Source organism: Phenylobacterium sp. RIFCSPHIGHO2_01_FULL_69_31, assembly GCF_001824475.1.
Lineage (GTDB): Bacteria > Pseudomonadota > Alphaproteobacteria > Caulobacterales > Caulobacteraceae > Phenylobacterium.
The window spans coordinates 124150-138216 of record NZ_MHXN01000042.1 but is presented as its reverse complement, the minus strand read 5'-3'; the positions used below and the strand labels follow the sequence as shown (position 1 = coordinate 138216).

The 14067-nt window shown below is 71.1% G+C and carries 6 protein-coding genes; 3 read left to right on the top strand and 3 right to left on the bottom strand.

Going from position 1 to position 14067, the window contains the following annotated elements; genetic code table 11:
• Nucleotides 1–7 precede the first annotated feature (7 nt).
• Genes A2790_RS21960 through A2790_RS21950 form a run of 3 tightly spaced genes read right to left on the bottom strand, consistent with a single transcriptional unit; the run spans nucleotide 8 to nucleotide 8550 of the window.
• Nucleotides 8–3160 (bottom strand): CHAT domain-containing protein, encoded by a 3153-nt coding sequence (locus A2790_RS21960; protein ID WP_293396475.1) that lies wholly within the window; start codon nucleotides 3158–3160, stop codon nucleotides 8–10.
• Nucleotides 3157–6840, bottom strand: a complete 3684-nt coding sequence (locus A2790_RS21955; protein WP_293396472.1) for a filamentous hemagglutinin N-terminal domain-containing protein — start codon at nucleotides 6838–6840, stop codon at nucleotides 3157–3159. The genes A2790_RS21960 and A2790_RS21955 overlap by 4 nt, the downstream gene beginning before the upstream one ends.
• A gap of 21 nt (nucleotides 6841–6861) precedes the next feature.
• Complete coding sequence (locus A2790_RS21950) at nucleotides 6862–8550, bottom strand: ShlB/FhaC/HecB family hemolysin secretion/activation protein (RefSeq protein WP_293396469.1); 1689 nt, start codon at nucleotides 8548–8550, stop codon at nucleotides 6862–6864.
• A 253-nt stretch (nucleotides 8551–8803) separates the two neighbouring features.
• Between A2790_RS21950 and A2790_RS21945 the strand changes: the two genes are divergently transcribed.
• From A2790_RS21945 to A2790_RS21935, 3 genes are read left to right on the top strand one after another with little or no spacing between them, the layout of a single operon-like run.
• Nucleotides 8804–10189, top strand: a complete 1386-nt coding sequence (locus A2790_RS21945) for a multiheme c-type cytochrome (RefSeq protein ID WP_293396466.1) — start codon at nucleotides 8804–8806, stop codon at nucleotides 10187–10189.
• Nucleotides 10186–12135, top strand: coding sequence for a heme-binding protein (locus A2790_RS21940; RefSeq protein ID WP_293396464.1), 1950 nt, complete (start codon nucleotides 10186–10188; stop codon nucleotides 12133–12135). The genes A2790_RS21945 and A2790_RS21940 overlap by 4 nt, the downstream gene beginning before the upstream one ends.
• 2 nt (nucleotides 12136–12137) lie before the next feature.
• On the top strand, nucleotides 12138–14066 hold the full coding sequence (locus A2790_RS21935; protein WP_293396461.1) for a hypothetical protein: 1929 nt from the start codon (nucleotides 12138–12140) through the stop codon (nucleotides 14064–14066).
• Nucleotide 14067: the final 1 nt, after the last annotated feature.

Here is a 14067-nt window from a genome sequence, read left to right as displayed (position 1 = left end):
CCGCGTCCTAACGATCTGCCGCCTGGCTCGCAGCGCCCGGAAGGGGCCGCGAGCCATCGCCGACGATCGTGAAGGGCGCCCAGTAGTACGGGTGCGAGAACTGCTCGCTCTGCTGGAGGGCGACCTGGGCCTTGGTCAGGGCGCCGGCCTTGGTGGGAGAGGCTGCGGAGAACATCCCCGTCATCAGCCTGACCGTCGCCACCGAGTCCACCGACCAGTGCGAGACGATCAGCGAGCGCCCGCCGGCGTAGATCACCGCCCGGGTCAGGCCGCCGAGGGCCTCGCCGCCGCCCTGCAAGCCGCTGGTGGCGGCCTCGCCGCCCGCGCCGCCCGTGTCGCAGGCCGACAGGACGACCAAGTCGGCGTCCAGCTTCAGGTCCAGGATCTCGCTGGCGTCCAGCAGGCCGTCGGAGTCGCCGCCGCCGACGGAGGTCATCAGCGCCGGCTCGGGCAGGCAGGCGGACGGCTGGGGCAGGAGGCCGTGGGTGGCGAAGTAGAGCACCTTGTAGTCTGACAGGTCCTTGCGGCCCTTCACGCTGTCGTCGGTGAAAGCCTGACCCACGACGATCTGTTCTCCGGCGGCGCCGGCGATGCTGGCCCCCACCTGGCGAACCTCGTCGGCGGTGTCGGGCAGGGCGGGCATCTGCAACAGGGCGAGGCGGGTGTTCTCGCAGATGTCGCCGAGGTCGCGTTCCGTGCGCAGGCTCACCGAGCGCCGCACCACCGAGGCGTAGGCCCGCCGGTCGGAGCGGGCCGGCGTCGCAGGATCGGCGAAACCCAGGAAGCTTTTGCTGGCGCGCGACGGGGCGAAGGCCCGCGACTGCATGAAGGAGGCGGCCGACAGCACCAGGGCCGAATCCACCTTGCCGCCCAGCCAGGCCACCTTGCGATAGTCCGGGTCGGTCCCGCGGGTCACGCCGGCGAGGACGGCCGAGGGATCGGCGGTCACCAGGGCGCCCACCGGCAGGGAGATCAGGGCGCCGTCGGGCTCGTAGACCAGGTGACGGGCGGCGGTGACCTCGGCGGCCACCGGACCGAAGAGCTGCTGGAACAGGTCGTAGGAGGCCGCCACGTCGAAGGCGGGGAGGGAGTCCTCGGCCTCGAACGGGGCGCGAAGCCGGCGGACCGCCGCCCCCGCCGTGCCGCGGTTCAGCGCGATCGCATAGGGCTTGGCGCTCGTCGGGGTGACCAGCAGGCCGTAGCCGCGGCTGTCGAGCAGCAGCAGCTTCACATAGACCTCGTCTGGGCCCAGCGCCTTTTGCAGGTCCGCCAGCGAGGCTTCGGAGGAAACGAGCTGGGCGTAGCGCGGGTTGGCCGCCAGAAGCTGGGCCTCCAGGGCGTCCGACTGTTCCTGCAACGCCTTCAGCCGCGCCTCGAGGTCGGTCCGCGCCTGTCCCTCGAAGGCGTTCTGCGCCTGCAGGGCGGCCGTCTGCGCCTCGGTGGCGCGCAGCTCGCGGCGGGTGTCCTCCAGCGCCCGGACCAGGCCGGTGACGGCGCTGTCGCCGGAGGCCACGCGCGCGGCCAGCTTCGAGACGGTCTGGGCGGTGGCGTTGGAGACCACGCTGGCGGCGGCCGAGAAGAACCGCGCCTTGTAGTCGGCAGCGCGCGCGGGATCGGTTTCGATGCGCTTGAGCAGCAGGTCGAAGTAGGGCGCGGCGTCATCCGCTGACGCGCCCAGCGCGCCGCGCTGCGCCTGGAAGAGCTCGAACGCCCGGGCATAGGTGGCGAGCGCAGCGTCCTCCTGTCCGGCGCCGGCCTGCGCGCGGCCCAGGTCCAGCAACAGGCCCCCCTCCGCCGCAGTGCCCGCGTGCCGGACGCGCAGCGTGCGCAGGGCGCTGTTGTACTTGCCGATCGCCTGCACCGGCCGGCCTTGGTCCATGTCGATTTCGGCCAGATCCGCCTCGATGCGCGCGCGGAGCCAGACGTTGAGTGCGCCGTTGGCCTCGGCTGTCGCCAGTAGGCGACTGGCGCGGGCCAGAGCCTCGCGGGCCCCCGCGGCGTCACCCTGGGCGGCGAGGGATGACCCCATCACCTCCAGCGCCTGGGCGTCCTGCACGGCGAGGCGGTCGGCGGCGGTGACACGGCTCGCGCCCATCACGTCGCGGCCGCCGGGTCGGTTGTTGAGCGCCGCGGCGAGGTCGCCGCCGATGGCCAGGCCGTCCGCCGCCTGGGTGACGGTGGGCCCGCCGGCGGCGAGGCCACGGGTCGCGCGGATCTCGTCGCTGGCGCGCAAGGCCGCCTGGGCGGTCGTGACGGCGTCGGCGAAGCGGCCGGCGTTGCGCTGGTGCAGGGCGCGGTAGGTGCGCGCCCGGGTCGCCAGCAGCGGGTCGCCCGAGGCGGCCACCTGGGCGTCTGCGTCGCGGAACAGCCGGTCCGCCTCGGCGAAGCGGCCGTTGTTCGAGACGTTGAGCGCCAGGTTCAGCAGCGCCTCGGCCATCTCTGCGGGCGGCGCGCGGCGCGCCTCCGCGTCGGCCAACAGGGCCTGGAAGTCGGTCTCCGCCTGCTCGAAGCGCCATTCGTTGTTCTGGACGTAGCCGCGGGCGCGCAGGCGGTTGGGATCCGCGGCCGCGGCGGCCTGCGAGCGGGCGAGACCGCCGGTGGCCCCGCCGAAGTCGGCGGCGATCTCGGCGCTGGCGGCCGAGGTCTGCACCTCGGACTGGGCCGGCGGCTTGCTCGCGCCGGACACCACCTTCAGCCCGGTCTCGAGGACGTCGGCGATCTGGGCCGCGCCTTCGGCGGCATAGAGCCGGCCCGCTTTGTCGGCCGAATAGGCCACGTAGGGCGCCTGGCCCGCGGCGCTGCGGCAGGCGCGGCGGCTGACCGCGCCTAGGCCGGCGATCGACTCGGACTTGCCGACGGAGCACTGCGCCGCACGCGCGCTCAGCGCGGCTTCCCAGACGTCGGCGTCCTGCGCCTTCGGCAGGGCGTAGAGCCGCCCCAGGCTGCCGTCCCAGCCCCGGCAGCGGATGTTCCAGGCGCGGCGCCCCGCAGCCTGGACCACGGGGTCGTCATAGTCGCGCACGGCCTGGCAGACGGCGCCGGAGGCGGCGCTCTGGCCCAGCGGGATCAGGTCGGCCCGGGTCTGGGCGCCGGCCGCCGTGGTCAGCGCCGTCATCACGACCGCGCCGCCAAGGCCCAGGAAGAGACTCTTACGGATCATTTCGTCTGCCTGCGCTTGCGCCAGATTTCTTCGCTGCCTGTGCCCGTGACCACCGGGTCTGTGATGATCTCGTCCGTCGGCGGTTCGGCGATGCCGAGGAGCACGGGCGGGCTGGCCAGGCTTTCGGACGAGAGGGCCTCGATCCCCGCCTCGGCGTCGTCGCCGAGGAGGTCGCGAGCCGTCAGCACGCCCGAATTCATGTCGCCCGAGACGCTGCTGCCCCCCGACACCGGGGCGGAGATCACCGGGCAGTTGGTCGTGCCCACGTCGCAGGCGTTGAACCGGTAGCTGGCGCCGTCCGGCCGGGTCGTCGGCTGACCATTGGTGTCCACCACGGTGAAGGAGATGCCGCTGCCCGCCGCCGCGCCGGTGGTCACCCGCCCGTCGGAGCCCGCGATGGCGCCCCAGAGCTCCACCAGCCGCGGTGGATCGATGATCAGCGCCGGCGTGAACGCGCCGGTGAAGTAGAGGCCGGCCGTGCCGCCGCTGCCCGGGAGGGCGGTGTTCTGCTGCACGGCCTTGCCGTCGGCCGAGACCTCCAGTCGGCCCGTCGCGACGAAGACCTTGCCCACCTCGTCGCCGACCGGGACCACCCCTGCGGGCAGGCCCTTGGCGATGTCGATGTCGGCGATGGCCGTGCCCTGGATCAGGCTGATGAAGCGGGGCGAGCCGAACAGGATGTCCTGCCGCGCCGCCAGGCGCACCTCGTCGAAAGCCCGGATGCCGGTGTAGCTGGCCCCGTTGTTGGTGAAGGTCGCCGCGCCGAGCGAGCCGCTCACCAGGATCGAGCCCGGCCGCCAGGACAGATCGGTCGCGTCCCCGATGCGCAGGATCCCGCCACTCGCCGTCGGCGCCACGGTTCCCTGGACGTTGGCGACGTTGCCGGACCCTACGAGGAAGCTGACGCTGGGCGTATTGGCCGGGTTGATCGCCAGCGCCTGCAGGGTTAGGTCGCCCCGCGCTGACCCGGTGGCGGAGCCGGCATAGAACCGCGTCACGCCGCTCACGCGCAGCTGGCCGAAGTCGGTATTGTCGAACACGAAGCCGGACCCGCCGTCCGCGGCCCCGCCGACGCGCATGGCGCCGCCCCGGGACTCGATCTGGGCCGTCGGCGCCGTCAAGGTTCCGGTCAGGTCGAGATCGCCGGCCAGGATGCGGATCGAATTGGTCGCCGTCGTCGCGCCCAGGGTGGCCTTGCCCGACACGTCGAGGATCAGGTTTCGGCCCGCGCTGAGTGGCGATGTGGACGTGAAGTTTCCGTTGGACGTAATTGAAAGATCGCGAGGAACTGCGCCAATCGCAGATCCCAGCGACAACGACGAGCCCTGAACGATCAGGTCCCGCCCGGTCGTGTAGCTGGCCGTGGTGACCCCGCCGCTCAGGGCGCGCAGGGTCAGGTCCTCGCTGGCGGAGACGTTGCCGGCGGTCACCGTGGCGCCCGTCAGGGACACCGAGCCTGAGTCCGCGCGCACATCTGCCACCGTCAGCGCGCCGGCCGCGCTGACGGACACGTTGCGCACGGCGGTGAGGGCGTTCGTCAGGGTGAAGTCGCCCGTGGTGCTGCCCACCGAGAGGTCGCGGCCGGCGCTGACTGAATCGAGCGTCACCGTCGGCGCCCGCACGGTGGCGTCGCGTGCGGCGGTCACGGAGAACGCCCCCGGGGTCGGCGTGAGCACCTCCACGGCCGCATCCTGACCGGCCAGGACGGTGACCACCGTGGCGCCGGTCACGCGCCCGGAGCCCAGGCCCAGCCGGGCGTCCAGGTTCGTGGACTCGACCTGCACGACGCGCCCGTTGCCGGCCGTGTCGGGGTTGCCGGCGAAACTCACGCCGACCGTGTCCGCGCCGGCGCCGGTGATCGTGGCGGTGGTCAGCGAGGCCACGCCATTGGTCGCGCGGAGGTAGATGTCGTCGCCGGCCGTGGCCGTGCCCACTGTGGCGTCGCCGCTGGAGGCGATCAGATAGAGGTCGCCCTGCGTCGTGACCGTGCCGATCCGGATGCTGGACGCCAGGCCCAGGACGCGCGGGGCGGTGATCGTCCCCACGTCGGCGGCGCCGCGCAGGTTGACGACGCCGCCGGCCGTCACGGTGTCGATCCGGCCGGAGGCCAGGTTCACAGTGACGTTCTGCGGCGCGGAGAGGGTGATGGCCCCGGAAGCCGAGCCTGTGCCGTCGCCAACCGAGATGTCGCGCCCGGACGTGACGGTGAGCGCCTTGGGCGCGGTCATGGACTCGATGCGCGCGTCCGTCTTGGCGCTGATGACGCCATCGCCCATCACGCCCGCGGCGGCGAGGACGATCTCGCCCTTGGTAGACGCCACGTTCAGCCCGCCGCCGGCGATCAGACCATTGGCCTTGATGTCACCCCCGGTGATGGCGATGTCCCGCGCCGCGTTAACCCGACCCAGCTCGATGCTGGCCGTGGCTGCAATCGTGGCGTCCCGGCCGGCGCTCAACGAGGAGATCGCCGTGGGATCGAACAGCGAGGCGACGATGTCGGCGTCCTGGGCCGAGGGCTCCAGGGGCGCGAAGCCGAACCCGTTACCGTTGGAGCCGTCGTCGTCGCACCCGCGGGGGAGCAGGTTGCAATCCTCGTCCTGCGCGATGGTCGGCGGATCTTCCAGTTCTTCCGGCGGCCGCACCCACGGCCGGCGGAATGTGCGGCCCGCATTGTCGATGCGGATGTCGCGCGAGGCCGTCGCCTTGTTGAGGTAGACGTCCGTGGCAGAGGCGCCCGTGAGCGCTGGACCGGGCAGGCGGTTCACGATGCCGCCGCCGCCGGACAGCACGATATCCCCGCCGTCGGCCTTCGCCGCCTGGGCGGTCACCAGGCCTTCCAGGTTGATCACCGCGCTGCCGATGCCGGAATTATTGACGGCCGCGAGGAAGACGGCGTTGGCGCGGGTGCTCCCGCCAAGGTCGATCGCCACGCCGCCGTCGGCGCCGCCGCTGGCGTCGGGGACGATGAAGTCGACCAGGTCGAAGTCTCCGGCCGTTCCCGGGGCCAGCCGGATCTGGAACGATTTGGCCGATCCATAGACGACGCTGCCGTCGATCGCCGTGACCTGGGCGTTCGCGCGGGTCACCACGCTAGGGCCCATCAGCGCCACCATCCCGCCATGGGCGGTCAGTCTAGCGTTGGACAGCACCATGATCTTGGCGCCGGGCAGATTGTCCGAGCCGTTGAACGCGAAGGCGTTCGATGCGGGATTCAGGAAGTTGGCCGTATCGGTGATGCCGATGCCCACCAGGAGACTGCCGGCGTCCACCCTCGCGCCCTTGCCGAAGATGATGCCGTTGGACGAGGCGAACCAGATATTGCCGCCGTACTGGCCCCCGACCTTGCCTTCGATCGTCCCTTCGATCTTGCTCTGCTGCAGGCCGGTGATGCGGTTCAGCACCGCCCAGGACCGGTCGCCAAAATTGAAGCTCACCGTCTCGTCCGGCTTCACGTTGAACGACGACCAGTTCAGCACCGTGCGCGGCCCGCCCAGGGTGATGTCGGTCCGCCCCGCCGTGGAAGTGATGGTCGGCAGGACGCCGCCGGCGCCAACCTCGGGCAAGCCGCCGACCGGCAGCGCGTGGACGATCCCGGGCAGGACGCTCAAGGCCCCGCAGATCGCGGTCCGGGCGAGCAACCGCCGGCGGTCGGCAGGCGGCGTGGCATCACGGAAAGGCATCGGCATCTTATTCTCTCCGCGTCACAGCAAGCTGGCCGTGAGCTGGATCAGGACACGGTCGCCAGGGCGCGAGCGGCCGGGGCCGGTGGAATGCAGGGGGTGGGCGTAGGTCACTTCGAGGTTCGCCCGGTTGAACAGGCGGAAGACGACGCCGGCGCCCACGGACGTGAGACTGCGGTCCTTCTGCAGGAGCGTCACGCTCGTCTTGTTGTTGGCCACATACCCGGCGTCGACGAAGGCGTAGGGCGAGGCCAGCACCTTCGGGTGCAGTTGCGTGGGGCCGTAACGGACCTCGAAGGCCGCCGAGACGCCCTTGTCGCCCAGGAGGGCCGCGGGGTCGTAGCCGCGACCGATGGTCAGGCCGCCCAGCGACATCTGCTCGTACGGCAAGAGCACGTCGCCGGCGTACTGGGCCTGGGCGCGGACACTGGCCGTGACCCGTTCGCTGAGCACGACATCGGCGCCGCCCTGGGCGCGCAGGGTCCAGGCGGCGGGTTTGGCCAGGGCGCGCGTGAGGGTGACCTCGCCCGCCTCGCTGGCGTCCAGGATGGACAGGCCCTTGCGGAGCGTCAGGCCGCCGGTCAGCAGCGCCGGCCGCTGGGCGAACTCGGCACGGTAGTCGCCATCCGCCCGGGCATAGGCGACCCGCAGCTTGTCGCGGCTCAGCAGCCCGAAGCCGCTGGCCACCGTCTTCTGGTCGACGACATCGAGGCCCGCGGCGAGGTTGAGGTTCTGGCTGCGGCTGCGCAGCACGGGGTAGGCGACCTCAAGGTTGCCGACGACGGAACGGCTCTTCAGGTCGAGCGGCTTGAGAGAGCCGCCCGGGCGGCTCTCGCCATAGGTGATGGAGCCGCTGGCTGTCAGACCCTCGGAACCGAAGCGCGCGGTTTCGGCCAGCTGCACCAGCCACTGCTCGTTGGAATCCAGCGTGTGGAAGGCCGTGATCGACGTGCTGTCGCCGTAGGCGGTGTATCCGGCCAGGTCGGCACGGAGGAGGCCGCCCCAGCGCCCCACCGATTTTGAGCCGGAGTTCTGCACATTGGCGATGAGGCTGGGCCCCTGCCGCGTCACGTTGAGGTCGATGTCCACCGCACCGCGCTCGCCGCTGGTGGACGGGCGGACCGCGGCGCGGACACGCAGGCCCGGCACGTCCGACGCCAGCAGCAGGTAGCGCTGGGCCTTGTCCATATCGAAGGGCTTCATGCCCCGGAGCTTCTCGGCGTAGCGTTCCACGGCCGCCTGCGCCGGGCCCACGTCACCGCGGACGCGCACGTTGACTACGTGCGCCTCGATGACCTCCAGCACCAGGGCGCCGCCGGCGATCCGCTGCTCCGGTATCTCCACCCGCGCGAGTACGCCGGCATCGAAGACGATGCGCGCGGCGCTGTCGCGGATCCGGCAGATCACCGAGACCGGTTGCGGTTTGCCGAGGTAGGGGGCATAGGCCGCGCGCAGTGCGTCCTCACCGACCGCGGTGGCGCCGCGGAAGACGACGCTGTTCAGCGTGACCTGTACGTCCGACGTCTCCAGCGGGCACGGACCGGGAGGCTCGGGGGCAAACGCGCCGGCCGCCCGGGACGGAGGCGGTCGGGACACGCGGGTGTCGGGATTGAGCTCGGCGGCCGTCGTGCCGGGCGTGGCGCCGGGCGGCGGCGCGGCGGGCTGGGCAAAGGCCAGAGCCGGCGGTGTCAGCGCCGTCGTTGCGAGCACGGCAAAGCTTAGTCGCCAGCGCAAGCCGGCCCGCCGAGCGCGCGAGCTGCGCCCCGTCATTCCCCAACCCCCCACGTAGCCCCCGTCGCTCTTAGCTTCCGTCGAACACGTTGTTAAGTACGGACCCTTGCCAGGCGAGGACGCACCCCGGTCGCGCCACGGGGACATTTGGCCGGTTAGCAATCTATTCAGGCTACCGAAGCTCCACTGACCCCGCTAAGATTCGCAGGGTGTGCGTGCCGGGGGAGGGCCGATGGGGGAGGGACGAACGTCGCGTGTCATCGGCGCGCTTTGCGCCGCCGCCGTTCTGATGATCGGCGGACTCGCGATCGGCGGCGGGCGCGCCGCGACGGCAGCGCCCGAAGGCGCCGGCCGCGCGACCCACGAGGGCGTGGCGTCCTGCGCAGGCTCCACGTGCCATAGCCGGCAGGTGGATTCCGGCGTCAACATCCGTCAGAACGAACTCATCACCTGGCAGGACCCCTCCAGCGTGGCGGGCGCGCACAGCCGCGCCTATCGCGTGCTCTACGAGGCGCGTGGCCAGTCGATCATCCGCAAGATGGGCCTGGGCGCCAACGGCGTCGCCCAGCAATGCCTGGGCTGCCACGCCGATCCGGCGCCGGCCGGCCAGCGCGGCGCGCGGTTCCAGATCTCGGACGGCGTCGGCTGCGAGGCCTGCCACGGCGGCTCAAGCGCGTGGCTGGCCAGCCACCGGACGGTCACGGGCACGCACGCCGACAACGTCTCGCGGGGCCTGCGTCCGCTTGAGAACCCCAAGGTGCGGGCGGGCATCTGCCTGGACTGCCACTTCGGCGGCTCCAAGCCGGGCCAGTTCGTCAGCCATGAGATCATGGCCGCCGGCCATCCGCGGGTCGCGTTCGAACTCGACCTGTTCTCCAGCCTGCAGCAGCACTGGGATGTCGACGCCGACTACGTGAAGCGCAAGACCTATGCGGGCGGCGTGAAGACCTGGGCCGTCGGCCAGGCGCTCGCCCTCGACCGGGCGCTCAGCCTGTACGGCCAGCCGGGGCGGGGCGGCGGGGCGTTCCCGGAACTGTATTTCTTCGACTGCCACGCCTGCCACCGGCAGATCTCGGACGACCCCAAGGCGCGCCCGCAGTGGCAGGCCAATCCCGGCCGTCCGATCCCCTCCGGCACGCCGCCCTTCAACGACGAGAACATGATCATGCTCTCGGCGGCGGCGAAGGTCGTCGCCCCGGGGCTGGCGGCGCGGTTCGATGCCGACAGCCGCGCCTTCCACGTCGCCCTGGCCCGCGACCGTGCGGAGTCCATTCGCGCCGCCGCCAAGCTCGCGGCCACATCGCGCGCCCTGGCGGATGCCTTTGCGGCCCGCAACTTCTCGCGGGCCGAGACCCTGGCCATCGTCGACGCTGTGCTGCAGGGCGAGATCGCGCGGCGCTATACGGACTATGCCGGCAGCGCCCAGGCCGTGATGGCGGCCGACACCCTGCTGAACGCCCTGGTCAAGTCGGGCCAGGTCGATCCGGGCGCGGCCGCCCGCATCCGGCCGAATCTGGACCGTGCCTACGCCCAGGTCCGCGATCCCAACAGCTATCGTCCTGACGCGTTCCGGGCCTCGCTGGCCCAGGTCGCGCAGGCCGCGAGGTCGCTGCGATGAGTTCCGTTTCGCGCTGGGCCGTCTCTGCGGCTGCGTTGGCGCTTGCCTCCTGTGGTGGCGGCGGCGGGGGGGGAGGCGGCACGACCACGCCGCCGCCCACGACGCCCCCGCCGTCCGCGCCCACCTATGCGCTGCCCGCGGCCCAGGCCCTGAGCGTCGCCGATGTGCAGCAGGTGATCGCTCAGGCCGTGGCCGAAGCGCGCGCACGCAACCTGCCGGCGGTGATCGCGGTGACCGATCGGGTCGGCAACGTGCTGGCGGTCTATTCGATGACCGGCGCCCGCGGCACGGCAACCCTGCGCGCGGCGCCCAACGGCCAGAACATGGACGCCCAGGGCGTGGTCGTCCCGGCCGCCGGCGCGGCCATCGCCAAGGCGATCACGGGCGCGTACCTGTCCTCGGGCGGCAACGCCTTCTCGACCCGCACCGCCAGCCAGATCGTCCAGGAGCATTTTCCGCCGGCGCCTTCGACGGTGGGCCTGGAGAGCGGCCCGCTGTTCGGCGTGCAGTTCTCGTCCCTGCCGTGCTCGGACGTTACGACGCGCATGGCGACGTCCAGCATCGGTCCGCGCCGCTCGCCCTTGGGCCTCGCCGCCGATCCGGGCGGGTTCCCGCTCTACAAGAACGGCGTGCTGGTCGGCGGCGTGGGCGTCATGGCCGATGGCGACTACGGCTTCGACCGCAACACGCTGGATACCGACGACGATGGCGAAGAGGCGATCGCCTACGCGGCGGCCACCGGCTTCGACGCGCCGACCGACATCCGCGCCGAGCGGGTGACGGTCGACGGCACGACCCTGCGCTTCAGCGACGCCAGCGCTGCGACGCTGCGCTCGACGCCGGCTAGCGCGCCTGCCTTCGCGACCTTGCCCGCAGGAACCGGCGGCTTCACCCCGGTCACGGGCTACTACGCGGGAGGCGGAGCCCTCGCGGGCGCCGTGTACGGAACCGAGGGTTCGGGCCTGCGCCTGGCCACGGCGGCGGAGTTCGCCAACACCAGCGCCATGGTGCTGACCAACGGCGCCGGCCAGAACCGCTTCCCGATCCGCGCCGGCACGGACGCCGCTGACGGCCTGACGCCGCTCAGCGAGGCCGAGGTGCGGGCGATCCTGGAGGAGGCGTTCACGGTGATGAGCCGGGCGCGGGCGCAGATCCGCCGCCCGCTCGACAGCCGTGCCCAGGTGTCGATCACCGTCGTCGACAGCCGCGGCCAGATCCTCGGCATCGTCCGCTCGCCCGACGCGCCGGTGTTCGGCATCGACGTCTCGGCGCAGAAGGCGCGCACCGCCAGCTTCTTCTCGGGGACCTTCGCTGCAGCGGAGCTGGGCGCCGATCCGAGCACGGACGTGCGGGGCTTCGTGCAGAAGACGCGCGACTTCTTCGCCGACTCCGCCGCGCTGACCGGCAAGAACGCGTTCGGCGCCCGCAGCATCGGCAACCTGGCGCGGCCGTATTTCCCCGACGGCGAGGTCGGCCGACCGAACGGCCCCTTGTCGCGCCCCATCGCCCAGTGGAGCCCCCTCTCCACCGGCCTGCAGTCGGCGTTGATCATCGGCAACGTCGGCCAGCACCTGAACTTCATCACGGGCGCCTCGGCGACCGATACGCCGCAGCGCTGCACCTCGCTGCCGGACGTGGCCGTGGGTCAGAACCGTCTGCAGAACGGAATCCAGATCTTCCCGGGCGGCGTGCCGATCTATCGTGGCGGCCGGCTCATCGGCGGGGTGGGCGTTTCGGGCGATGGTATCGACCAGGACGACATGATCTCGTTCCTGGGGCTGCACAACGGTGGCGTGCGGGCAGGGAGCGTGTCGAACGCCGCCTCTGCAATCCGCGCCGACCAACTGGTGGTCGGTCCCACCGCGCCGGCCCGGCTGCGCTACGTAAGCTGCCCCTTCGCGCCGTTCCTGGACACCAGCGAACAGAACGTGTGCCAGGGGAAATAGGCATGCGCGCGGGCTCCCTTCTTGCTCTGACCGCCTTCGCCGCCCTTGCCGGGCAGGCGCAGGCTGCGCCGGAGCGTGGCGGCTCACTGACCATCGAAGACATCCTGGACGGCCGGGTCGTCGACTCTGGCGCGGCGCCGGCCCCCGGTTCCGCAAGCGACGCGGCGGCGCAGGAGCCGGCCACGGTCGCTCAGCCGGAGCCGCCGCCCGCAGACGGCGAACCTGCGCCGACGATCGACGACATCCTGGAGGGCCGGCGCGTGCCCGGGCGGCAGAAGGACCTGCCGCCGCCGGTGGTCCAGGACAATCCGGGCGCGGTGCGCGCGCCGCCGCCTGAAGCCTTTCCGAAGGACGAGGTCCCGATCCCAGACCGGTGGCGGCTTGCCGGCGCATTGGGGGTCACCAAGCCGCGCTGGTTCGACCCGTACAACCAGAACTTCCTGAAGGGCGACATCCCCATCAAGGGGACGCACGACTGGTTCGTCGCGTTGAGCGGCATCTCCGACACCGTGGTGGAGCCGCGCAGCTTCCCGATCCCGGTGGGGGTGCAGACCACCAGCCGGCCGGGCAGCCTGGACGTCTTCGGCAACAACACCAGTCTGGTGATGGCGCAGACGTTCATCGCGAGCGCCGCGTTGATCAAGGGTTCCACCGCGTACAAGCCGCCGGACCTGGAATTCCGGGTCGCCCTGGCCTTCCAGCACAATTACGTCGATGTGCCCGAGAGGCGCGTCCTCTTCGTCGAGCCCAGCCGCAAGAGCCACCGGAACGACTCGTTCCTGGGCGTCCAGGAACTGTTCGTCGACTATCACCTGCGCAACGTCTCGGACCGCTACGACTTCGACAGCCTGCGGGTCGGGATCCAGCCGTTCTCGTCCGAATTCCGCGGCTTCCTGTTCCAGGACAACCAGCTGGGCGTTCGCCTGTTCGGCAACCGCGACAACAACCGGTTCCAGTACAACCTGGCGGCCTTCTGGCGGATCGAGAAGGACACCAACTCGGGCCTCAACGACGTCACCCAGGACCTGCGCGACGACTACGTCTTCATCGGCTCGCTCTATCGCCAGGACCTGCCGTTCCCGGGCCTCACTTCGCAGGTGATGGTGGCGCACAACCGCAACCGCGAAGGCGACGAGATCTACGTCGACAAGAACGGGTTTCCCCAGCGGCCCGCCCTGCTGGGCAGCCTGCGCGGCCGCGACTACGACGTGACCTACCTGGGCTACAACGCCGACGGCCGCATCGGGCGGATCAACCTGACCGCCTCGGCCTTCTATGCGTTCGGCGAGAACCGAAACAGCATCCTGACGGATCGCAAGGCGAAGATCCGCAGCTACTTCGTGGCCGCCGAGCCTTCGATCGACTTCAGCTGGGTGCGGCTGCGCCTGCAGGGCCTTTACGCATCCGGCGACAAGGACCCGTATGACAACAAGGAAACGGGGTTCGACGCCATATTCGAGAACCCGCAGTTCGCGGGATCAGACACCAGCTATTGGATTCGCCAGACCATCCCCTTCGCGGGCGGCGGGCGGGTGATCAGCGTCAACGGCCGCAACGGCGTGCTGAACAGCCTGCGCTCGTCCAAGGAGGAGGGGCAGTCCAACTTCAACAATCCGGGCACGGTCCTCTTAGGCGGCGGCGCGGACTTCGACGTGACGCCCGAGCTGCGGGTGTCGGCCAACCTCAACCACATCTCGTTCTCAAACACAGCGGTGCTGCAGGCGCTGCGGCAGGAAGGCTCGATCCCGAAGTCGCTGGGCTGGGACGCTTCGGTCTCCACGATCTGGCGGCCGCACATGAGCCAGAACCTGGTCTTCCGGGCCTCGGCCGCGGCCTTCGACCCGGGCAAGGGCTTCAACGACCTGTTCGAAAACCGGGATCGTGATAAGCGCTACTATTCGATCCTCTTGAACGCCGTTCTCACCTTCTAGG

Coding starts and splice junctions, on each gene's coding strand:
- A2790_RS21960 (WP_293396475.1), bottom strand. CDS start 3,160: ATGATCCGTAAGAGTCTCTTCCTGGGCCTTGGCGGCGCGGTCGTGATG.
- A2790_RS21955 (WP_293396472.1), bottom strand. CDS start 6,840: ATGCCTTTCCGTGATGCCACGCCGCCTGCCGACCGCCGGCGGTTGCTC.
- A2790_RS21945 (WP_293396466.1), top strand. CDS start 8,804: ATGGGGGAGGGACGAACGTCGCGTGTCATCGGCGCGCTTTGCGCCGCC.
- A2790_RS21940 (WP_293396464.1), top strand. CDS start 10,186: ATGAGTTCCGTTTCGCGCTGGGCCGTCTCTGCGGCTGCGTTGGCGCTT.
- A2790_RS21935 (WP_293396461.1), top strand. CDS start 12,138: ATGCGCGCGGGCTCCCTTCTTGCTCTGACCGCCTTCGCCGCCCTTGCC.